At 64.6% G+C, this 19,853-nt stretch carries 20 protein-coding genes; 2 read left to right on the top strand and 18 right to left on the bottom strand.

What is annotated here, in order from left to right:
- Window positions 1–74 precede the first annotated feature (74 nt).
- Both AB7290_RS10425 and AB7290_RS10420 read right to left on the bottom strand, forming a co-directional pair.
- Window positions 75–1,790 carry a sulfatase-like hydrolase/transferase gene (locus AB7290_RS10425; protein ID WP_071910536.1) on the bottom strand — a complete coding sequence of 572 codons (1,716 nt, stop codon included), beginning with the start codon at window positions 1,788–1,790 and terminating at the stop codon, window positions 75–77.
- Between the two features lie 303 nt (window positions 1,791–2,093).
- Window positions 2,094–2,759, bottom strand: a complete 666-nt coding sequence (locus AB7290_RS10420) for a TetR/AcrR family transcriptional regulator (RefSeq protein ID WP_085399720.1) — start codon at window positions 2,757–2,759, stop codon at window positions 2,094–2,096.
- Window positions 2,760–2,865: 106 nt separating this feature from the next.
- On the opposite strand from AB7290_RS10420, the gene AB7290_RS10415 reads away from it, so the two are divergent.
- On the top strand, window positions 2,866–3,486 hold the full coding sequence (locus AB7290_RS10415) for a hypothetical protein (protein WP_135214121.1): 621 nt from the start codon (window positions 2,866–2,868) through the stop codon (window positions 3,484–3,486).
- 7 nt (window positions 3,487–3,493) lie between these two features.
- On the opposite strand, the gene AB7290_RS10410 is transcribed toward AB7290_RS10415, so the two are convergent.
- The 9 genes from AB7290_RS10410 to miaA form a co-directional block, all read right to left on the bottom strand.
- Window positions 3,494–4,345, bottom strand: a complete 852-nt coding sequence (locus tag AB7290_RS10410) for an SDR family oxidoreductase (RefSeq protein WP_085399722.1) — start codon at window positions 4,343–4,345, stop codon at window positions 3,494–3,496.
- 472 nt (window positions 4,346–4,817) lie between these two features.
- Entirely contained in the window at window positions 4,818–5,837 is a 1,020-nt protein-coding gene (gene ilvC, locus AB7290_RS10405; RefSeq protein ID WP_071910530.1) for a ketol-acid reductoisomerase, read from the bottom strand.
- 132 nt (window positions 5,838–5,969) lie between these two features.
- Window positions 5,970–6,572, bottom strand: a complete 603-nt coding sequence (locus AB7290_RS10400; RefSeq protein WP_085399752.1) for a LysE family translocator — start codon at window positions 6,570–6,572, stop codon at window positions 5,970–5,972.
- A gap of 7 nt (window positions 6,573–6,579) precedes the next feature.
- Complete coding sequence (locus AB7290_RS10395; protein ID WP_085399723.1) at window positions 6,580–7,455, bottom strand: EamA family transporter; 876 nt, start codon at window positions 7,453–7,455, stop codon at window positions 6,580–6,582.
- Between the two features lie 49 nt (window positions 7,456–7,504).
- Window positions 7,505–8,200 (bottom strand): class I SAM-dependent methyltransferase, encoded by a 696-nt coding sequence (locus AB7290_RS10390; RefSeq protein ID WP_135214120.1) that lies wholly within the window; start codon window positions 8,198–8,200, stop codon window positions 7,505–7,507.
- 3 nt (window positions 8,201–8,203) lie between these two features.
- Complete coding sequence (ilvN, locus tag AB7290_RS10385; RefSeq protein ID WP_014493064.1) at window positions 8,204–8,746, bottom strand: acetolactate synthase small subunit; 543 nt, start codon at window positions 8,744–8,746, stop codon at window positions 8,204–8,206.
- A 23-nt stretch (window positions 8,747–8,769) separates the two neighbouring features.
- Window positions 8,770–9,741: a threonine dehydratase gene (locus AB7290_RS10380; RefSeq protein WP_085399725.1), complete on the bottom strand. Its 972-nt coding sequence runs from the start codon at window positions 9,739–9,741 to the stop codon at window positions 8,770–8,772.
- A 4-nt stretch (window positions 9,742–9,745) separates the two neighbouring features.
- Complete coding sequence (locus AB7290_RS10375; RefSeq protein WP_063981624.1) at window positions 9,746–11,521, bottom strand: acetolactate synthase 3 large subunit; 1,776 nt, start codon at window positions 11,519–11,521, stop codon at window positions 9,746–9,748.
- 329 nt (window positions 11,522–11,850) lie between these two features.
- Entirely contained in the window at window positions 11,851–12,807 is a 957-nt protein-coding gene (gene miaA / locus AB7290_RS10370) for a tRNA (adenosine(37)-N6)-dimethylallyltransferase MiaA (protein WP_085399726.1), read from the bottom strand.
- Between the two features lie 11 nt (window positions 12,808–12,818).
- Between miaA and serB the strand changes: the two genes are divergently transcribed.
- Window positions 12,819–13,724, top strand: a complete 906-nt coding sequence (serB, locus tag AB7290_RS10365) for a phosphoserine phosphatase SerB (protein WP_085399727.1) — start codon at window positions 12,819–12,821, stop codon at window positions 13,722–13,724.
- A gap of 144 nt (window positions 13,725–13,868) precedes the next feature.
- Here the strand turns inward: serB and AB7290_RS10360 are convergent, their stop codons facing one another.
- The 7 genes from AB7290_RS10360 to AB7290_RS10330 all read right to left on the bottom strand — a co-directional run bounded on the left by AB7290_RS10360 (window position 13,869) and on the right by AB7290_RS10330 (window position 19,788).
- A complete protein-coding gene (locus tag AB7290_RS10360; RefSeq protein WP_071910517.1) occupies window positions 13,869–15,374 on the bottom strand; it encodes a Do family serine endopeptidase in 1,506 nt (501 codons plus the stop codon).
- 157 nt (window positions 15,375–15,531) lie between these two features.
- Window positions 15,532–15,738, bottom strand: coding sequence for a DUF2065 domain-containing protein (locus tag AB7290_RS10355; RefSeq protein ID WP_025038031.1), 207 nt, complete (start codon window positions 15,736–15,738; stop codon window positions 15,532–15,534).
- A gap of 71 nt (window positions 15,739–15,809) precedes the next feature.
- Window positions 15,810–16,706: a protease modulator HflC gene (gene hflC, locus AB7290_RS10350; RefSeq protein WP_063981620.1), complete on the bottom strand. Its 897-nt coding sequence runs from the start codon at window positions 16,704–16,706 to the stop codon at window positions 15,810–15,812.
- Window positions 16,703–17,839: an FtsH protease activity modulator HflK gene (hflK, locus tag AB7290_RS10345; protein ID WP_063981619.1), complete on the bottom strand. Its 1,137-nt coding sequence runs from the start codon at window positions 17,837–17,839 to the stop codon at window positions 16,703–16,705. Before hflK ends, hflC begins: the two co-directional genes overlap by 4 nt.
- Before the next feature lie 154 nt (window positions 17,840–17,993).
- Entirely contained in the window at window positions 17,994–18,503 is a 510-nt protein-coding gene (locus tag AB7290_RS10340) for a dihydrofolate reductase (protein ID WP_085399728.1), read from the bottom strand.
- Window positions 18,503–18,988 carry a GNAT family N-acetyltransferase gene (locus AB7290_RS10335; RefSeq protein ID WP_085399729.1) on the bottom strand — a complete coding sequence of 162 codons (486 nt, stop codon included), beginning with the start codon at window positions 18,986–18,988 and terminating at the stop codon, window positions 18,503–18,505. The genes AB7290_RS10340 and AB7290_RS10335 overlap by 1 nt, the downstream gene beginning before the upstream one ends.
- A gap of 5 nt (window positions 18,989–18,993) precedes the next feature.
- Window positions 18,994–19,788 carry a thymidylate synthase gene (locus tag AB7290_RS10330; RefSeq protein WP_085399730.1) on the bottom strand — a complete coding sequence of 265 codons (795 nt, stop codon included), beginning with the start codon at window positions 19,786–19,788 and terminating at the stop codon, window positions 18,994–18,996.
- Window positions 19,789–19,853: the final 65 nt, after the last annotated feature.

Here is a 19,853-nt window from a genome sequence, read left to right as displayed (position 1 = left end):
CAACACGAGCAACGGGATGGTGGGCACGCTTCGCTTTGCCCACCCTACGATCTGGGTCTGCGTAGCGATCAGCGCTACAGCCCCCGGATGATCCCGGCATTGATCAGCAGCCGGTTGAGCCGCCGCGCCTCGGCGCCGTCCTTGCAGCCGTAGAAGATGCCTTTGCAGCGGAGCATGATCTGCTTCTGCTCGGCAAAGGAGGGATCGAGCGGAATGCCGGCGGCTTCCTGGATCACCAGCGGGAGATAGGGGCCGTCGACCGTGTCCATCACGGCCTCGCTCTTCACCGGCTCGAAATTGATGGCGTCGATCGCGTAATAGGTCGCGTAGAGACGCGGATCGTAAGCGTCGAGCTTCTTGCCGAGGGCGCCCTCGTCGAGCCCGGGCTCGAGGAGGTTCGGTGCAAACTCGGGCTGATGATCGCCGTAGCGCACGATCAGGAAGGGCTCGCCGGGAAAATTCTTCTTCAGGCCCGCGACAAACGCTCTGTACTGCTCGGCGCTCATCGCCTGCCGGCGCAGATATTCGTCGATGGACGCCACATTATTGCCCGGCGCGCGCCAGTTCGGCAGCAGATCGGGGCGGAAGCGCGTCTCCCAGGGGAAATGATTGGCGCCGAGATAGATGAAAGTGAACAGCGGCTTGTTCGGCGGCTGCTGGCCCATCAGCTGGAGCGCCTTGTCGTAGAAAAAGGAGTCCGGCTCGACGTCCTTGGCGCCGAGATCCTTCGAGTCGAGGAAGCGTTCGACGCCGGTCGTCACCTGAAAGCTGCGCGCGCCCATGAAGCCGCCATAGGCGGGATAGAGCGATAGCGTGTCATAGCCGCAGCGGCGCAGCGCCAGCGGCAGGCCGCGCTCGACGCGGTTTGAGGCGATGCGCGTCACGAAATAGGCGAAGCGGCCGAACGAGCGCGAGGAGAGGCCAGCGAGCACGTTGTATTCGGTGAACCAGCTCGGCCCGCCATTGCTCTCGGCCAGGAACGTGCGCTGCTTGCCGTCAAAGGATTTGAAATGATCGCCATAGCGCGGCGGCACCTTGATGCCCTGGGCAGCGCGAATGTCGAAGCTCGATTCATCATGGACCATGATGATGTTCGGCCGGCGGCCCGCGGGGTGGCAGGCATCCACCAGCGGCATGTTGAGCCGCTCGTTGGTCGAGGCGGCCGACTCCATGAAGCCGTATTGCGCGAAGTCGGAGACCGCGCTGACGCCGGAGCGGAAGAATTTCGAGAGATAGCCGTCATCGTAATAGCCGCGCCAGGCCTCGTCCGGATGATAGAGCGAATAGCCGACCAGTGCGGCAAGACAGGCGAGCGTGGACGCGAACGCCGGCAGGCGGCGGATGCGAAACGGATCGAGCCACCACAGCGCATACATCAGCGGCAGCGTGACGAGGCCGGCCCCGATCACCGACCAGCGCAGGTTCGGGAATATCGTGAACAGGAACGCCACGGTGTCGCGGTCGATCATCATCAGGTCGATGAAGTTGACCGTCATCTGCACGACGTCGTGCTTGAGACGCGACAGCAGCACCAGCACGACGACCATGGTCAGCGACAGCGCACCCGACAGTGCCGGCCGCCGCAAGAGCGTGATCCAGAAGAAATTGAGGATGCCCCAAGCGAGCACGAACGAAAGCCGCGAACCGAAATCGGTCTCGGTCTCGTACATGAGCGCGAGGGCGGCAAGATGCGGCGCGGCAACCGCAAGCAGGCGCCAGATGCCGAGCGCGGCAACGCTCGCCAGCACGGCGGTGGTGGCAGAAGGACCTGGATTCGGCGCGGACGCCATCGACGGCACGCAACTTCTGGTCCGGCGCGATGAATACCCAGCCGTCGGGCCGGCCTGCGGCGTTCGGCGCAGCCGGAAGCCTGCACCGTGTCATAAAACTGTAATTGAATGGTCACGGACAAGCAACGCGTGTCGCGGTCCGACCTTCGCTTAATGTTAGCAGGCGGCGAACAGCCGCACGGCCAACTCCATCCCCTCACCCCGAGGAGCCTGCGAAGCAGGCGTCTCGAAGGGCGAGGCCCGAGTGGGCCTGCATGGTTCGAGACGGCGCTACGCGCCTCCTCGCCATGAGGGTCAGTCAGTTCAGGAGCCGCGGCCCGGCTTCGCGATCCCCGCGATAAACAGGTCGATCACCCCTTCCGCCATCCGCTCGGTCTCGCCCTCCTCCACCCCCCAGCGCGGAAAGTGGCCGTCAAGATTCATCCGGGCAAAGCCGTAGACCAGGGCGCGGCCGGCGATCTGGATGCGCTTGAGATCGACCGACCGCAGCAGACCCTGCTCCGCCGCGTCTGCCAGCATCCGTTCGGTCAGGGCGATCAGCTCGGCATTGTCGCGTGTCAGCTCCGCGGAACTGCCATGAGCGAAGTAGCGCCCCGTCGAGATGATCTCGAAATGCGCGGGGTTGCGCATCGCCCAGCGCAGGTAAGCGAGCCCGAAGGCGCGGAAGCGGCCGAGCGGGTCGGTGGCCGGCGCCTGGTCCAGCGCCACCTCGATCTCGGCGCGAAAGCGCCGCTGCGCCTCCCCGGCCACCGCCGCCATCAGCGCGTCGCGGTTGGGGAAGTGCCGGAACGGCGCCCCCGGCGAAACCGCGGCCCGGCGTGCGGCCTCGCGCACCGAGACTTCGGCACCCTCCGCCGCCAGTTGCAACGCAGCATCGATCAGCACGCGGCGGAGGTCACCGTGATGATAGGGCCGGGCTTCTGGCGTTTGGCGGCGGGCGCGCGGCTTGGACGGCTGTCGGGCGGGCATGGCGCTTCCTAGCATCACCTCAACGTGAATGTAAGCATCGATTACACCGTTGACGACTTCGTCAGCCTGAAATGTAATCGATGCTTACATTAAGGAGGAGACCGCCATGTCACAACGCCAAAACTGGTTCGAGGGCTGGCGGCTGCTCGCCGTGCTCACCCTGAGCCTGATCGCGCTCAGCCTGTGGATCGCGTCGATGCGGCAGTTCGAGGTCGAGGGCGTACGGATGGTGATCCGTTTCACGGCGCGAAGCTCGCTGCTGCTGTTCTGCCTTGCCTTCAGTGCTGCGGCGCTCGCACGGCTGTGGCCTAACGCCTGGACCCGCTGGCAGCGCCGCAACCGTCGCTATCTGGGCTTGAGCTTTGCGGCCTCCCACGCCATCCACGCAGGCGCGATCGTTGCCTTCGCCAAAATGGACCCGGCCGGCTTTGTGGAGGCGACTTCGGCCGCGTCCTACATCTTCGGCGGCATCGGCTATGCATTCATCATCGCCATGAGCGCGACCTCGTTCGACCGCACCGCCGCGCTGCTCGGACCGCAGGCCTGGCGCGTGCTGCACCTCGTGGGCGGCTATTACCTCTGGTTCCAGTTCATGGTGTCGTTCGGCAAGCGCGTGCAGGCGATGCCGCTCCATGCCGCCTTCCTCATTCCGTTGTTCGCCGTGATGGCGCTGCGGCTGATCGCGATGGCCGCCCACCCCCGCCGACGGACGGCCGAAGCGAGCTGAACGTCGATCAGCCCTGCGGCAGGAACCCCAGGCGCTTTGCGATGATGCGATCAACCGTCCGTTTCGGCAGCAATGCGCCGACCAGATGGCGCAACGGATCCGGCGTGATCTGGTAGCGCACCTTGGGGCTCGCGGCGGTCAGCGCCTCGAACACGATTTCGGCGATCCGCTCGGCCGGCAGGCCCTTCGCACCGAGGTCCATCATGAACGCCATGACCTTGTTCAGCGCCGGCAGATAGGGCGAGTTCTGGTAGACGGAGAGATCGATCTCTTCGGCCTTGCTCCAGATCGGCGTCTTCACTGCGCCTGGGGCGACGATGATGACGTCGATCCCGAACAGCATCAGCTCACGCCGCAGGCTCTCCGACAGGCCTTCGATGGCGTGCTTGGAGGTGCAGTAAGGCGCCGACAGCGGATTGCCGTTCTTGCCGGCGACCGAGCTGATCATCACGATCCGCCCCTTCGGCCCCTTCAGCGATGGGTCCGCGCCGAGCAGCGGCCCAAAGGCTTGCGTCGCGATGACCGGGCCGATGACGTTGATGTCCATCTGGCGGCGGAAATCGTCGACCGACAATTCCAGGACCGGCCCCGCGACCGCAATGCCGGCATTGTTGACGAGCCCCGCCAGCGTGTCGCCAGCCAGCGCCTCGCGAACCTGGCGCGCAGCGGCGAGCACGGCGGCCTCGTCGGTAACGTCGAACAGGAGCGGCGTGAAGTTCGCGCCGAACTCACCCCTGAGCCGGTCGGCGTCGGCCTGCTTGCGGACGCTGCCGAAGACGCGGTAGCCGCGCCCGATCAGAAATTTCGCAATGGCCCAGCCGATGCCGGTGGACGCGCCGGTGACGACGACAGATCGCATAGACCCCTCCCCCTCAAGTTCCCGCGATCATGGAGAGAAGGATGTGTCAGCGCAATGCCACCAACGCTCAAAGGGACGTCGCGGGTGTCGATTCTTAAGATGAAGCGGCGCGCGAACTTCGCGACATGAGATTGATTGCGCCCTGAAGATGCAGATGAAGATCCGAATCCTCGATCTTGAAGACGCTGGGCTTTTGGCGATCGCGAGCTTCTGGAGAAGTTATGAAAACGACGCGAGACCAAGAATGTGGTTTAAGCGTCAGTTCTTCGCGCTCAGAGGGCATGTCAGCTCGCGAAGAATTTGAATGAAGCCGCAATGCTTCGCGCGAGATGAAAGGAGCGAGACCGCCGTTCGCGATCTCGCTCCGATGTAGTCGAGAAGGTTTAAAATTTGGTTTGGCGAGCGAAGCTTGTGTTTCGCTCGTCATTCCGGGGCGCGACGAGGTCGCGAACCCGGAATGACGGCGCAGCCGTCAGTTCTTGCTCTTGTCGACCAGCGCGCCCTTCTTGATCCAAGGCATCATGTCGCGGAGCTTCGCGCCGACTTCCTCGATCGGATGCGCGGCGAGCTTGGCGCGGGTCGCCTTGAACGAGGTCTGGTTGACCTTGTTCTCAAGCATCCAGTCGCGGGCGAACTTGCCGCCCTGGATGTCGGCGAGAACGCGCTTCATCTCGGCCTTGGTCTCCGCGGTGACGATGCGCGGACCGGTGACGTACTCGCCGTACTCCGCGGTGTTGGAGATCGAGTAGTTCATGTTGGCGATGCCGCCTTCATAGATCAGGTCGACGATCAGCTTCACTTCGTGCAGGCACTCGAAATAGGCCATCTCCGGGGCGTAACCGGCTTCGACCAGGGTCTCGTAGCCGGCCTTGATCAGCTCGACCAGGCCGCCGCAGAGCACGACCTGCTCGCCGAACAGGTCGGTCTCGCACTCTTCCTTGAAGGTGGTCTCGATGATGCCGGCACGACCGCCGCCGACGGCGGAGGCGTAGGAGAGGCCGAGGTCATGGGCGTTGCCCGAGACGTCCTTGGCGATCGCGATCAGGCAGGGCACGCCGCCGCCGCGCTGATATTCCGAACGCACGGTGTGGCCGGGGCCCTTCGGCGCGATCATGAGCACGTCGAGGTCGGCGCGCGGGTCGAGCAGGTTGAAGTGGACGTTGAGGCCGTGCGCGAACACGAGGGCGGCGCCCTTCTTCATGTTGTCGTGCAGGTGCTCGCGATAAATGTCGCCCTGGAGCTCGTCCGGGGTCAGCATCATGACGAGGTCGGCCCATTTGGCGGCTTCGGCGACTTCCATCACCTTGAAGCCGGCGGCTTCCGCCTTCTTGACCGAGCCCGAGTCCTTGCGCAGCGCAATGGCGACGTCCTTGACGCCGGAGTCCTTGAGGTTGAGCGCATGGGCGTGGCCCTGGCTGCCATAGCCGACGATGGCGACCTTCTTGCCCTTGATCAGGTTCAGGTCGGCGTCGCGATCGTAATAAACACGCATAGTCGTTTCCTCGTTCAGGGCCAGAATCGGCCAAAGGTCAGTGTCCGAAGGGTGAAATTTGCGGATTTCGGGGGCTGTCTAGAGCATTTTCAGCCCCTAGGGAAACCCGTTTCTGCATGGAAATCCGCGACATCATGCATCCATGAAAACGGGGTAGAGGGAGGCGAGCAGCAGGAGCGCCATCACGATATTGAAGGCGCGGACCAGCCGCTCCGAGGTCAGTACCGGTCGTAGTGCAGTGCCGAACAGGGCCCAGACCACCGTCGAGACCGTGCCGACGAGCAGGCTGATCAGGGTCTGGATCGCGATGTTCAGGGGGAATTGGGCGATGGCGGCATAGGCGGTGATGGTGCCGATCACAATCACCCAGCCCTTGGCGTTGATCCACTGGAACATCGCCGCGCCCCAGAAGGTCATCGGGCCGCGGCCGTCCTCCTCGCCCCGCTTGGCCGGCCCCGAGAAGGCGATCACCGCGGCGAGGTAAATCAAGTAGGCGGCGCCGGCATATTTCAGGATGGTCTGGAGGATCGGATAGGCCAGAAACACCGTGCCGAGCCCGAGGCCGACGGCGCCGACCATGAAGGCGAAGCCGATCGTGATGCCGGCGATATGCGGGATGGTGCGGCGGAACCCGTAAGTCAGTCCCGACGACAGCAGCATGATGTTGTTCGGCCCCGGCGTGAAGAACATCACGAGGGCGAAGATGATGAAGGCATAGAGCAGCGACTGGGACATGCTCACCTCACGCGGTCTTCGGCAGCGGCTGCGGGCGTCTCGCCAGCACCATCACCGCGATGCCGCCGATGACCGTCAGCATCCCGGCCAGCCGCAACGGGCCGAACTTCTCGCCAAACACGATGCTGGAAGCAGCCGAGCCGACGAACGGCACCAGCAGCGCGAACGGCACCACTTGCGCTGCGGGATAGTCACGCAGCAGCCGGCCCCACAGCCAATAGGCGATGCTGGTCGAGATGGCGCCGATCGCCAGCAGGCAGACGAGGCCAGTCGGCGACATATGGATCAGCGACTGGAAGGTCGGCGCCGGCCCGTTGACGACCAGCGCCAGCGCGAACAGCGGCACGGCGGCGGTCAGGCAGAGCCAGGCGAACAGGTCGAACATCGGCGCGCCACGGGCGCCGCGCAGCAGGAGATTGCCGACGGCAAAGCAAATCGGGGCGATCATCAGCACCGCGAAGGCACCAACGCTGAAATCGTAACCGACGGTACCGCAGATCAAGAGCAGGCCGACTGCGGCGACGACGATGCCAAGGGTCTGCACCGGCGTCGGCCGCTCGCCGAATGCGATCGCGGCAAAGCCGATGGTGAACAGCGCCTGGCTCTGCACGACGACGCTGGTGAGCCCCACCGGCACACCGTGCGCGATGCCATAGGCTTGGCTCAGGAACTGGCCGAGGAACAGCGTAAAGCTGATCGCGATCAGCAGCGACCAGGCGATCTTCGGCTTGGGAATGAACAGGCACGGCACCGCGGCAATGGTGAAGCGCATCGCCGTCATCAGCTCCGGCGAAAGTTCGTCGAGCGCGATCCGGCTCGCCACGAAGGCAAGCCCCCAGATGACCGCCACCAGAATGGCGATGAGGATATCGGCCGGCTTCATTGTTGTTCTCGGTTCTGCTTTGTCGTGCAGCCCTGTTTGTTGTTCTGTTCTAGCCTTGCTCGCCGGCTTTCGGTTTCCGCAGCAGATAAGTACCGTGCATGGGCGCGTGGTAATCGACCGAGACCAGCGTGAAGCCGACATCGGTCAGCAACCGCTCCATCACCCAGCCGAAGGTGGAATATTCGTCGCGCATGTGCGTGACGACGCTTTCGCGCGAAAAATCGTGGTTCTTGATATGGAAGTCGGCCCATTGCTCGACGTCGCGCTCGATGGCGTCGGGCATCGAGGCGTAGACGATGTCGCGCAGATAGAAGCTCGCGCCCGGCTTCAATGCACGGTAGATCCGCGACATCGCCACCGCCTTCCAGAAATCCGGCAGATGGTGCAGCGTGAACTCGCTGACGATCAGATCGTAGGATTCCGGGCGGTAGGCGAAGCTGAGCAAGCCGGCGGACTGTGTGCGCACGGGCGCCTTACGGTCGCGGGCGTAGATCTCGGCGAGCGCCAGCATCGCCGGCGAGATATCGATGGCGTCCACCTCGGCACCCATCAGCGCCGCTTCGGTCGCGAGCACGCCGTTGCCACAGCCGATATCCGCGATGCGCCAGCCGCGCTGCACCCCGAGCATTTTCAGCGCGGCGCGCGCCCGCAGATCGGCATCGTCATGGGCGTCGTAGATCGAGGCCACTGCGGGCTCGATTCCCATCCGGTTGCGCTCGTTATAGTACCAGTCGCGCGCCAGCATGGCTCACATCCCCTCAGGCCCGCGGCCAATCGCGGCAACGCCGGTGCGCGACACCTCGACAAGGCCGAGCGGGCGCATCAGGTCGATAAACTGGTTGATCTTGTCCGTATTGCCTGTGATCTCGAACACAAAGCTCTCGGTGGTGGCATCGATCACGCGGGCGCGGAACGCATCCGCCAGCCGCAGCGCCTCGACACGATGCTCGCCCTGCCCGCGCACCTTCACCATCGCAAGCTCGCGCTCGATCGAGCGCTTGGTCAGGGTCATGTCGACGACACGATAGACCGGGATCATGCGGTCGAGCTGGTGCTTGATCTGCTCGATCACCATCGGCGTGCCCGTGGTGACGATGGTGATGCGCGACAGGTGCTTCTGGCTCTCGGTCTCCGAGACGGTGAGACTTTCGATGTTGTAGCCGCGCCCGGAGAACAGCCCGATGACGCGCGCGAGCACGCCCGGCTCGTTCTGCACGAGCACCGAGAGCGTATGCGTCTCGTTGGGATCGTGGCGGTCCTCGATGAAATAGGCGGATGCCGGCTGGTTCATGGTCGTCCCCTCTTGTCTCTCCGTCACGCCATCGCTGGCGCCTCTGCCCCGACCCAACTGCGGAACAGATCGAAATCGATATTGCCGCCGGACAGCACGAGACCGACGCGCTTGCCTGACAGCTTGGTCTTTTCCTGAAGCGCCGCGGCGAGCGCGGCGGCGCCGGCGCCTTCGGCGAGATTGTGCGTGTCGGTCCAGTAGGCGCGGATCGCGGCGGCGACCTCGTCGTCGGAAATCTGCACGATGCGCGCGGCACCCTTGCGGATCAGCGCGAACGCGTCTGCGTCGGGAATGCGCGTTGCCATGCCGTCGGCCAGCGTGTTGCTGGTCTTCGTCGTCACGACCTTGCCGGCCGCGAACGACAGCGCGTAGGACGGCGCTTCGGTCGACTGCACGCCGACGATCTCGGTCTTCAGGCCGAGCAGGTCACGCGCCATGATGCAGCCGGAGATGCCAGAGCCCTGCCCGATCGGCACATAGAGAACATCGAGATCCGGCGCCGTCCGGAACAGTTCGAGCGCATAGGTGGCGACGCCGAGCACGAGATCCGGATGGAACGACGGCACCATGTGCAGGCCGGTAAATTGGGCGCGCCGCTGCGCCTCTTCGGCGGCCGCCTGAAAGTCCTCGCCATGCTCGACGAGCTCGGCGCCAAACGCCTTCATCGCGCGGTTCTTCTCGACCGAGTTGCCGCGCGGCACGTAAATCACTGCCGGCACGCCGTGACGGCTCGCGGCAAAGGCCAGGCTCTGGCCGTGATTGCCGCGCGTCGCCGAGATGATGCCCGGAATGTTCGGCCGCTCGCGCTTCAGCCGTTCGAGATAGACGAGACCCCCGCGCACCTTGAAGGCGCCGATCGGCGTGTGGTTCTCGTGCTTGACGATGACCTGCGTCCCGAGGCGCTCGGCGAGCAGCGGCCAGCCGCGTGCCGGCGTCGCCGGCACCGCCTGCCCCACGATCGCATGTGCGCGCTCGAGCTCCGTCAGGTCGAACATGACGTCACACCAGCGCCTTGCCGCCGGCGAACGCCTTTGCCGTGGCTTCGTCGTTGGCCTGCTCGGGCAACAGCATCTCGTTGTGCGCCTTGCCGGAGGGGATCATCGGGAAGCAGTTTTCGAGCGCCGCGACGCGGCAGTCGAACAGCACCGGACGCTTGACCGAGATCATCTCCTGGATGGCGCCGTCGAGATCAGAGGGCTTGTGCACCTGGATGCCGACGCCGCCATAGGCTTCGGCGAGCTTGACGAAATCCGGCAACGCCTCCGAATAGGAATGCGATAGCCGGTTGCCGTGCAGCAGCTGCTGCCATTGCCGCACCATGCCCATGTACTGGTTGTTCAGGATGAAGATCTTGATCGGCAATTCGTACTGAACCGCCGTCGACATCTCCTGCATCGTCATCTGCACCGAGGCATCGCCCGCGATGTCGATGACGAGGCTGTCGGGATGGGCAACCTGCACGCCGACCGCGGCCGGCAGGCCGTAGCCCATGGTGCCGAGACCACCGGACGTCATCCAGCGATGCGGCTCCTCGAAGCCGAAGAACTGCGCCGCCCACATCTGGTGCTGGCCGACTTCCGTCGTGATGTAAGTGTCCTTGCCGCGTGTCGCCTCGAACAGGCTCTGGATCGCGTGCTGCGGCAGGATCACGTCGTTGCTCTTCTTGTAATAGAGCGAGTTGCGGGCGCGCCACTGCGCGATCTGCTGCCACCAGGCTTTGATGTCGGGCTTCTTCGCTTCCGCCTTGAACACCTGGAGGATGTCGCCGAGGATGTTGCCGCAGTCGCCGATGATCGGCACGTCGACACGGATGTTCTTGTTGATCGAGGACGGATCGATGTCGATGTGGATCTTCTTCGAGCCCGGCGAGAACGCATCGACGCGGCCGGTGATGCGGTCGTCGAAGCGCGCGCCGACGCACAGCATGACGTCGCAATCATGCATGGTCATGTTGGCTTCATAGGTGCCGTGCATGCCGAGCATGCCGAGCCAGTTCTTGCCCGACGCCGGATAGGCACCCAGGCCCATCAGCGTGGAGGTGATCGGGAAGCCGGTGACCTCGACCAGCTCGCGCAGGAGCTTGGTCGCCTCGGGGCCGGAATTGATCACGCCGCCACCGCTGTAGATCACCGGGCGCTTGGCATTGGCGAGCAGCGACACGGCCTTGCGGATCTGCGTCGCGTCGCCCTTCACGCGCGGCGCGTACGAGCGGTGCACGTCCGACTTGCGCGGCGGATGATAGGTGCCGGTCGCGAACTGCACGTCCTTGGGCACGTCGACGAGCACCGGGCCGGGACGGCCGGAGGTCGCGACATAGAAGGCCTCGTGCAGCACCTTGGCGAGATCGTTGACGTCGCGCACCAGCCAATTGTGCTTGGTGCAGGGCCGCGTGATGCCGACCGTGTCGCACTCCTGGAACGCGTCGTTGCCGATCAGATGCGTCGGCACCTGGCCGGAGATGCAGACCAGCGGAATCGAGTCCATCAGCGCGTCGGTCAGCGGCGTCACCATGTTGGTGGCGCCGGGACCGGAGGTCACCAGCGCAACGCCCGGCTTGCCGGTCGAGCGCGCATAGCCCTCGGCGGCGTGGCCCGCGCCCTGCTCGTGCCGGACCAGGATGTGCTGGACCTCGCTCTGCTGGAAGATCTCGTCATAGATCGGAAGCACGGCGCCACCGGGATAGCCGAAAATGTCGGTCACGCCATGATCGATGAGCGCGCGAACGATCATCGCGGCGCCGGTCATCTGGTTCGGATCGTGGCTCTTGTCGCTCATTGTCTTGCTCCGGATGCGCTGCTGTCAGCGGCTTCGTTCGTGTCGGGTTCGGGAAATAAAAAAGGCCCCGAAGAGGGCCCATGCACACCGCCTGTCTTGTGGATGGCAGCTAGCCACCCCCGGCGGTGTGCCTGGGTACGACGGCGATAAGGAGTTTGGTAATAATGTTACGCATGGCAGGTGCCCGGCTTCCCAAAGGTTGCGCGAAACATAACGGTCAAAGCCCGGATGTCAAGGCAATGCGACCGTTCCCGCGCGATTTTGGCAATGTAGCGGTGTTCCCAGGGTTCGGCGAGAGGTAAATTCGGGAACCCGGGTACAAAAGCGCGTCAGCGGAGGTCCCGCTCCGCATTCACGATGGCGGCAAGCCACCCCCTCGCCTCCTCCGGCTTCACCCATTCGAACTCGGGCAGTTGGTGCCGGAACCAGGTGAATTGCCGCTTGGCGTAGTGGCGGGTGTCGGCGCGACCGATCGTGGCCGCCTCGTCCAGGCCGATCTCACCGCGCAGATGCCGGATCAGGGCCGGCACGCCATGGGCTTTCATCGCCGGCAGCAGCGGATCGAGATGTCTGGCGGCGAGCCACTCCACCTCCCTCAACGCGCCGGCACCGAGCATGGCATCGAAACGGGCATCGATGCGGGCATAGAGCTCGTCGCGCTCGGGGGCGAGAAACACCGCGCGAAAACTGTCCTTGGGCAGCAGCGGCGGCTGGCCTTCATGGTGCCAGTCGAGCAGCGAACGGCCCGTCGCTTCGACCACTTCGAGCGCGCGCGCGATCCGGGTGCGGTCGCGCAGGTTCAATCGTTCGGCGGCGCGCGGATCACGGCGTGCAAGTTCCTCATGCAGCGCCTCGACGCCGTTCCGCTCCAGCCGCGCGCGCACGTCCTCACGTATTTCGGCGGGAATAGGCGGCACCACGGAGAGGCCCGCCGTCAGCGCCTTGAAATAAAGGCCCGTGCCGCCGATGAAGATCGGCAGGCGGCCTTCGGCTTTCGCCTCGTCCAGCGCCTTCGTCGCGTCGACCACCCATGCGCCGGCCGAGAAATTCACGGCCGCATCGACGTGGCCGTAGAGACGGTGCGGCGCGCGTCCTTCCTCGCCATGTGTGGGGCGCGCGGTGATGATGCGGAGGTCACGATAGACCTGCATGGAATCGGCATTGATGACGATTCCGCCCGTACTCAGGGCAAGCTCGAGCGCCAGCGCCGACTTGCCGCTGGCGGTCGGGCCTGCGATAAGCACGGCCTTGCCAACATGTCTTCTGCTGACTTGTCCCTCGCTCACGAAAACCTCAAATGTCCCTCGTCGCCACGCTGATCTGCAATCCCGACAATCCCGCGCTCGACAGCACCATCGTCGACGGCGCCCGCGCCGTGCTGCCCCAGGCGCAACCTGCGCACTGGCTGTTTGACGGGGTTGCGGTCGACATTCCCTTCGGCGCGCAGGATAACCTCCAAGGCGACCGTCACGCCATCGAACAGCGGTTGCGCGAGCTTCGCGGCGACCTTCCCATCGACATCGTGGTGCAGCCAGTCGGCTTCCGGCGCAAGAAGCTTTTTCTCGCCGACATGGATTCCACCATGATCGGCCAGGAATGCATCGACGAGCTCGCCGATCTCGTCGGAATGAAGGCCCACGTGGCGGCGATTACGGAACGCGCGATGCGCGGCGAGATCGAGTTCGAGCCAGCGCTGCGCGAGCGCGTCGCGCTGCTGAAGGACCTTCCCGCCAGCGTGGTCGACGAGGTGCTGGCCAAGCGCATCACGTTGACGCCGGGCGGCCGCGAACTGGTCGCGACCATGCGCGCCCACGGCGCCTATACCTGTCTCGTCTCCGGCGGCTTCACGCTGTTCACGCGCGCGGTCGCCGCCAAGATCGGCTTCCAGGAGAACCGCGCCAACGAGCTCGTCGTCCGCGACGGCAAGTTCACCGGCGAGGTCAAGGAGCCGATTTTGGGCCGCGCGGCAAAGCTCGCGACGCTGGTGGATCTGATGGAGTCGTTCGATCTCGACGACATCGACTCGGTCGTGGTCGGCGATGGCGCCAACGATCTCGCGATGATCCAGGCGGCGGGCCTGGGCGTGGCGTATCACGCCAAGCCAGCGGTCGCGGCTGCGGCTGCCGCGCGGATCGACCATGGCGATCTCACCGCGCTGCTCTATGCTCAGGGGTATCGGCGGGACGAGTTCGTGGAGGCTTAGCCTCTCCCGTCGTCAGCACTTGCGGCACGCCCAGCGGCCGTAGGGTGGGCAAAGGCGCTTGCGCCGTGCCCACCACTCTTGTCGCGATGGTGGAAAGATGGTGGGCACGCTTCGCTTTGCCCACCCTACTGGATTGTGCGGCGACTACTGCACGCTCAACGCCACAAACCGCAGCTCGCCGTCGGCGTTGGAGACGAGCAGCAGCACAGACTTCTTGCCGTCCTTCTTGAGCTGGTCGACCCGCTTCTGGATGTCGGCGCCGCTGGAGACGGCCTCCTGCGCGACCTCGACGATGACGTCGCCGGCGGAGAGGCGCTTCTCGGCAGCATCCGAATTGGCGTCGACATTGGTGACGACCACGCCCTTGACGCTGTCCTTGATCTTGTAGCGCGTGCGCAAATCCTTGCTGAGCGCGGCAAGATCGAGACCGAGCGCCTTCTGCGTCACCGGCTTCTCGGGCGCCGGCTCGTCGGTCTTGACCGCGGCCTGCACCTTGTCGGGATCCTGGAGACGGCCGAGCGTGACCTTCTTGGTCTCCTCCTGGCCCTTGCGGATGATGACGACATCGACTTCCTTGCCGACCGCCGTGTCGGCGACGACGCGGGAGAGATCCTTGGGATCCTTGACGTCCTTGCCGTCGAACTTGACGACGACGTCGCCGGGCTCGATGCCGGCGGGCTTGGCCGGGCCCTTGTCATCGACGCCGGCGACCAGCGCGCCGCGCGCGGGCTTGATGTTGAGGCTCTCGGCGATCTCGTCGGTGACGCTCTGGATGCGCACGCCGAGCCAGCCGCGGCGCAGTTCGCCGAACTGGCGGAGCTGATCGACCACGGCGACAACCGTCTTCGAGGGCACGGCAAAGCCGATGCCGATCGAGCCGCCGGAGGGCGAGATGATCAGCGTGTTGACGCCGATGACGTCGCCATCGAGGTTGAACAGCGGACCGCCGGAATTGCCGCGGTTGATGGAAGCGTCGGTCTGGATATAGCTGTCATACGGCCCCGAGGAGATGTCGCGGTTCTTGGCCGAGACGATACCGGCCGTCACCGTGCCGCCGAGGCTGAACGGATTGCCAATCGCGATCACCCAGTCGCCGAGGCGCAACTTGTCGGAGTCGCCGAACTTTACCGCCACCAGCGGCTTCGGCGGCTTGATCTTCAGCACGGCGAGGTCGGTCTTCTTGTCGACGCCAACCAGGTCGGCCTTGATCTTGGTGCCGTCGTTGAGGATGACGTTGATCTCGTCGGCGTCCGCGATGACGTGGTTGTTGGTGACGACGACGCCAGCGGTGTCGATGATGAAGCCGGAGCCGAGCGAGTTGGTCTTGCGGGGCGGGTTGTCACCGCGCTCGCCGCCCTTGCTGCCGCCGCCGGGGCCGCGGCGGTTCTTGAAGAAGTCGTCGAAGAACTCCTCGAAGGGCGAGCCGGGCGGCAGTTGCGGCATGGTGTTGCTGCCGCCGCCGCCGCCCTTGGCTTCGACGGTCTGCGAGGTCGAGATGTTGACGACCGCGTCGATCACCTTCTCGGCGACGTCGGCGATCCCGTCCGGGCCACGCGCAAGGGCCGGCGTGCCGAACGCGCTGAATGCACTGACGGCGAGCGCGGCCAGCCCTAAGCGCAAGCGGGTCGGGGCAATGGTGGCAGCGGTCATTGGTATCTCCAGAGAAAAGGATCAGGCGCCAAGGATTCGCCCCCAAGACTGCGCTCGAACGGGGGGACGGCGCAAGCGCGGAGCTTAACGGGCCTCAAGACCCGGATAATACGGCGAAAACCAGTCTCTCGCCTTCACTTTGGCGTTGGCGTGACGCCTAAATCGGACGGCGCATAACCCAGATCAAGACCAGGCCGGCCACGGCCGAACCGATCCCAACCGCCCGCAGGATATTGTCCGGCGTGGCGATGGCGCTTTTCATGGCCTTGCGCATCCAGTTCGGACTTGCCGCGAACATCAAGCCTTCCAGCACGAACAGGATGCCTAAGCCGATGAGGAAGTCGGCGAACGCAATGGACCTCATCGGAATGGAACCTCCCGTAGTGCTGTTCTTGTCTGGACGAAGGGCGGCAGAACTGCCGCCCTCTGTCTAGCTCACGGCTTCGCCGGCGTCTCGGTTGCCGTCTTGCCGGACGGGTTACCAAAGAACCGGAAGAAATCCGAGTCCGGCCGCAGCAGGAAGCGGGTGTCGTTCGCGCGCAGCCCGTTCTCATAGGCCGTCATCGACCGGTAGAAGGCGAAGAAGTCGGCGTCCTTGCCGTAGGCTTCCGCGAACAGGCGGTTGCGCTCGGCGTCGCCGACGCCGCGGATCTGCTCGGCCTGCGATTTGGCTTCCGCCTCGATCACGGTCGCCTCGCGGTCGGCCTTGGAGCGGATCTCCTGTGCCTTCTGGCCGCCCTGCGCACGGAACTCGGCGGCTTCGCGCTCGCGCTCGGTCTTCATGCGCTGGTAGACCGCCTGGCTGTTCTGCTCCGGCAGGTCGGCGCGGCGGATCCGGACGTCGACGACCTGGATACCGTAGCCGTCGGCCTCGCGATCGAGCTGGTCGCGGATGCGCTGCATCAGCTTCTCGCGGTCGTCGCGCACCACGTTGATGAAGGTGACCTCGCCGAGCACGCGGCGCAGCGCCGCGTTCAGGAGCGTGGTGAGCTGGATGTTGGCGGCCTGGATCGAGCCGACGCTCTGGTAGAAGCGCAGCGCGTCCTTGATGCGGTAACGCGCGAAGGCGTCGACCACGAGCCGCTTCTGGTCGGACGCGATCGCTTCCTGCGACGGGTTCTCCAGATCGAGGATCCGCTTGTCGATGTTGATCACCGAATTCCACGGCGCCTTGAAGTGCAGGCCGGGCGCGGTGACGACGTCGACGGGACGGCCGAACTGCAGCACGATGGTCTGCTCGGTCTGTTGCACCGTGAACAGCGACATGTAGCCGACGATCACGACGAGCAGGAGGGCGAGCAGCGTGACGATACCTGTGACCGGAGACCTCATCGGTTGCCTCCGCTCGACTGCTGACCGGTGGTAGGCGGCCGCTTGGTCGTCAACTCACTGAGCGGCAGATAGGGCACAACGCCCTGGCCCGAGGGGCCGCCGTCATAGACGAGCTTGTCGGCGCCGCCGAGCACGCGCTCCATCGTCTCAAGATAGATCCGTTCACGCGTCACGTCGGGCGCCTTCTTGTATTCCTCGTAAACCTTCAGGAAGCGCGAGCTCTGGCCCTTGGCCTCGGCGACCGTCTGCTCCCTGTAGCCTTCGGCGGCCTGCGTGATCTGCGCCGCACGTCCGCGTGCCTGCGGCACGACCTGGTTGGCGTAGGTCTGCGCCTCGTTCTGCAACTGCTCGAGATTGGCGCGCGCCGCCTGGACGTCGCGGAACGCGTCGATCACCTGCGCCGGCGGGTCGACCTTCTGCATCTGCACCTGGCTGATGAGAATACCGGCGCCGTAGCTGTCCAAGGTCCTCTGGATCAACTCCTGCACGCCCTGTTCGGTAACGTTGCGCGCACCGGTCAGGATCGGCTGGATCTGCGAGCGGCCGATCACCTCGCGCATCGCGCTCTCGGAGACCGCCTTCACGGTGCCTTCGGGATTCTGGATGTTGAAGAGGAAGTCGCCGACGCCGTCCGGCTTGATGCGCCAGAGCACGGTGAAGTCGACGTCGACGATATTCTCGTCGCCGGTCAGCATCAGGCTCTCTTCCGGCACGTCACGAATGGAGCGGCCGCGTCGTGCCGGATCGTCGATCAGCGTCATGCCTATGGAGATCGTGTTGACGCGCAACGCCTTCGGCAGCAGCACGGTTTCGATCGGATAGGGCAGATGATAGTTCAGACCCGGCTGCACGGTGCGGACATGCTTGCCGAAGCGCAGCACGACGCCGAGCTCTTCGGATTGCACCCGGAAGAAGCCCGACAGCAGCCAGAACGCGATGATGAGCAGGACGATCAGCGTGATGCCGATGCCGGAGAAATAGCCGCCCGGCATGATCTGCTGGAGGCGGTCCTGGCCGCGCCGCAGAAGGTCTTCCAGATCCGGCGGCCTTGGCCCGACCGGTTGCGGGCCGTTGCCCCATGGTCCCTTCGGACCCGAGCCCCATGGGCCACCGCCCTGATTCTTCCACGGCATTCGACGCTCTCCTCGGCAGGGTGAAAATCGCCCCCGCCCGCTTTGTCCGGTCCGGCTTTATAGGGGACAGGCAAGTCCCTTACAACGCGGCCCGGGCTGTCCTTCGAGCTATGCTCGGGCACGAAAAAGTCAATGTAAACATTGACGAATGCGGTTAATTGCCCGCCCGCCGACGATATGTCACATAGGAGTAGTCGGCGCTGTCGTCGGGGCCGGCAGGATGCCGGATGCGCCCAACCTCATCCCACTCTGCCTTGTCGATGTCGAAATGCGTGTCGCCTTCGGGACGCGCATGCACTTCGGTGATTTCGAGGCGATCGGCGCGATCGAGCCATTGCCGATAGATCTCGGCGCCACCGATCACCGCGATCTCGGCGACCGAACGCCGCAGGGCATCGCCAAGCGCAACCGCGCCCGCATCGGCAGCCGATGTCGTGACGATGGCGCCATTGGCGCGATAATCCGCATCGCGCGTGATGACGATGTTGGTACGGCCAGGAAGCGGCCGGCGCAGGGTTTCGAAGGTCTTGCGGCCCATGATCACGGGCTTGCCGATCGTGAGCGCCTTGAAGCGCGCCATGTCGGATTTCAATCGCCACGGGAACCCGTTGCCGGCGCCGATGACGCCGTTCTCCGCGATCGCGACGACGAAGATGATCTCCATCAGGACGCGCTCCCTGCAAGTCGTGTCAGCGCGGGGCCGGTGACGCGGCACAGCGTCCAGTCGTCCATCATGACGGCGCCGAGCGATTTGTAGAACGCGATCGACGGCGCATTCCAGTCGAGCACCGCCCATTGCAGCCGCGACCAGCCGTTGTCGACGCACTCCCTGGCGAGATAGACCAGCAGCGCCTTGCCAAGGCCCTTGCCCCGATGCGACGGCCGCACATAGAGATCTTCGAGATAGATGCCGTGACGGCCGCTGAAAGTGGAGAAATTGACGAACCAGACCGCAAAGCCGACCGGCTCGCCGTTCCACTCGGCAATCGCGCAATAGAGCTGCGGACGCTCGCCCAACAGCGCTTCCGCAATCATCGCCTCGGTCGCCTCGACTTCGTGCGAAAGCTTTTCGTATTCGGCAAGCTCGCGGATGAGAGCAAGAACCAGCCCGGCTTCACCGGCGCGCACGCGGCGGATGGTCAACGACATCTGCGCTAGACCGCGACTTCCGCCTTGATGTGCGGATGCGGATCGTAGCCGACGAGCTCGAAATCCTCGTAACGGAAGGAGAAGATGTCCTTCACATCAGGATTGATCCGCATCACCGGCAGCGTCCGCGGCGCACGCGTGAGCTGGAGCTTCGCCTGCTCCAGGTGATTGGAATAAAGATGGGTGTCGCCGAGCGAATGCACGAAGTCGCCGGGCTTCAATCCCGTGACCTGCGCCACCATCATGGTGAGCAGCGCGTAGGAAGCGATATTGAAGGGCACGCCGAGGAAGACGTCGGCCGAGCGCTGATAGAGCTGGCACGACAATTTGCCGTTGGCGACATAGAACTGGAAAAGCAGGTGGCAGGGCGGCAGCGCCATCTTCTCGACGTCGGCGGGATTCCAGGCGGTGACGATCAGCCGGCGAGAATCCGGGGTGCGCTTGATCATGTCGATGACATTGGCGATCTGGTCGATGCTGTGCCCGTCGGCCGTGGGCCAGGAACGCCATTGATGGCCATAGACCGGCCCGAGATCGCCATTGGCATCGGCCCACTCGTCCCAGATGGTGACGCCGTTGTCGCGCAGATATTTGATGTTGGTGTCGCCCTTCAGGAACCACAACAGCTCATGCACGATCGCCTTCAGCGGCAGCCGCTTGGTGGTCAGCATCGGGAAGCCGGCAGACAGGTTGAAGCGCATCTGATGGCCGAACACCGACAGCGTGCCGGTGCCGGTCCGGTCGGTCTTCTCGGCGCCGTCTGAAAGAATCCGCTCGAGCAGGTCCTGATACTGGTGCATGTGCCATTGAGCCTTTGGGGAGGCGGCGAACTTAACGGCGCGCCCCGCGCTACGACAGCAGCGAT

The organism is Bradyrhizobium sp. 613_E4_N2_2 (genome assembly GCF_052075995.1).
GTDB lineage: Bacteria > Pseudomonadota > Alphaproteobacteria > Rhizobiales > Xanthobacteraceae > Bradyrhizobium > Bradyrhizobium barranii.
The sequence above is the reverse complement of the archived record's forward strand: the minus strand, read 5'-3'. Positions and strand labels throughout refer to the sequence as shown.

Excerpts from the sequence above, each read along its gene's own strand:
- AB7290_RS10400 (WP_085399752.1), bottom strand. The coding sequence starts at position 6,572 with ATGTCCCAGTCGCTGCTCTATGCCTTCATCATCTTCGCCCTCGTGATG.
- AB7290_RS10390 (WP_135214120.1), bottom strand. The coding sequence starts at position 8,200 with ATGCTGGCGCGCGACTGGTACTATAACGAGCGCAACCGGATGGGAATC.
- AB7290_RS10330 (WP_085399730.1), bottom strand. The coding sequence starts at position 19,788 with ATGCACCAGTATCAGGACCTGCTCGAGCGGATTCTTTCAGACGGCGCC.
- AB7290_RS10380 (WP_085399725.1), bottom strand. The coding sequence starts at position 9,741 with ATGTTCGACCTGACGGAGCTCGAGCGCGCACATGCGATCGTGGGGCAG.
- AB7290_RS10420 (WP_085399720.1), bottom strand. The coding sequence starts at position 2,759 with ATGCCCGCCCGACAGCCGTCCAAGCCGCGCGCCCGCCGCCAAACGCCA.
- AB7290_RS10410 (WP_085399722.1), bottom strand. The coding sequence starts at position 4,345 with ATGCGATCTGTCGTCGTCACCGGCGCGTCCACCGGCATCGGCTGGGCC.
- AB7290_RS10340 (WP_085399728.1), bottom strand. The coding sequence starts at position 18,503 with ATGGAGATCATCTTCGTCGTCGCGATCGCGGAGAACGGCGTCATCGGC.
- AB7290_RS10360 (WP_071910517.1), bottom strand. The coding sequence starts at position 15,374 with ATGACCGCTGCCACCATTGCCCCGACCCGCTTGCGCTTAGGGCTGGCC.
- hflK (WP_063981619.1), bottom strand. The coding sequence starts at position 17,839 with ATGCCGTGGAAGAATCAGGGCGGTGGCCCATGGGGCTCGGGTCCGAAG.
- AB7290_RS10395 (WP_085399723.1), bottom strand. The coding sequence starts at position 7,455 with ATGAAGCCGGCCGATATCCTCATCGCCATTCTGGTGGCGGTCATCTGG.
- AB7290_RS10335 (WP_085399729.1), bottom strand. The coding sequence starts at position 18,988 with ATGTCGTTGACCATCCGCCGCGTGCGCGCCGGTGAAGCCGGGCTGGTT.
- AB7290_RS10375 (WP_063981624.1), bottom strand. The coding sequence starts at position 11,521 with ATGAGCGACAAGAGCCACGATCCGAACCAGATGACCGGCGCCGCGATG.
- AB7290_RS10355 (WP_025038031.1), bottom strand. The coding sequence starts at position 15,738 with ATGAGGTCCATTGCGTTCGCCGACTTCCTCATCGGCTTAGGCATCCTG.
- ilvN (WP_014493064.1), bottom strand. The coding sequence starts at position 8,746 with ATGAACCAGCCGGCATCCGCCTATTTCATCGAGGACCGCCACGATCCC.
- AB7290_RS10425 (WP_071910536.1), bottom strand. The coding sequence starts at position 1,790 with ATGGCGTCCGCGCCGAATCCAGGTCCTTCTGCCACCACCGCCGTGCTG.
- serB (WP_085399727.1), top strand. The coding sequence starts at position 12,819 with ATGTCCCTCGTCGCCACGCTGATCTGCAATCCCGACAATCCCGCGCTC.
- ilvC (WP_071910530.1), bottom strand. The coding sequence starts at position 5,837 with ATGCGTGTTTATTACGATCGCGACGCCGACCTGAACCTGATCAAGGGC.
- AB7290_RS10415 (WP_135214121.1), top strand. The coding sequence starts at position 2,866 with ATGTCACAACGCCAAAACTGGTTCGAGGGCTGGCGGCTGCTCGCCGTG.
- hflC (WP_063981620.1), bottom strand. The coding sequence starts at position 16,706 with ATGAGGTCTCCGGTCACAGGTATCGTCACGCTGCTCGCCCTCCTGCTC.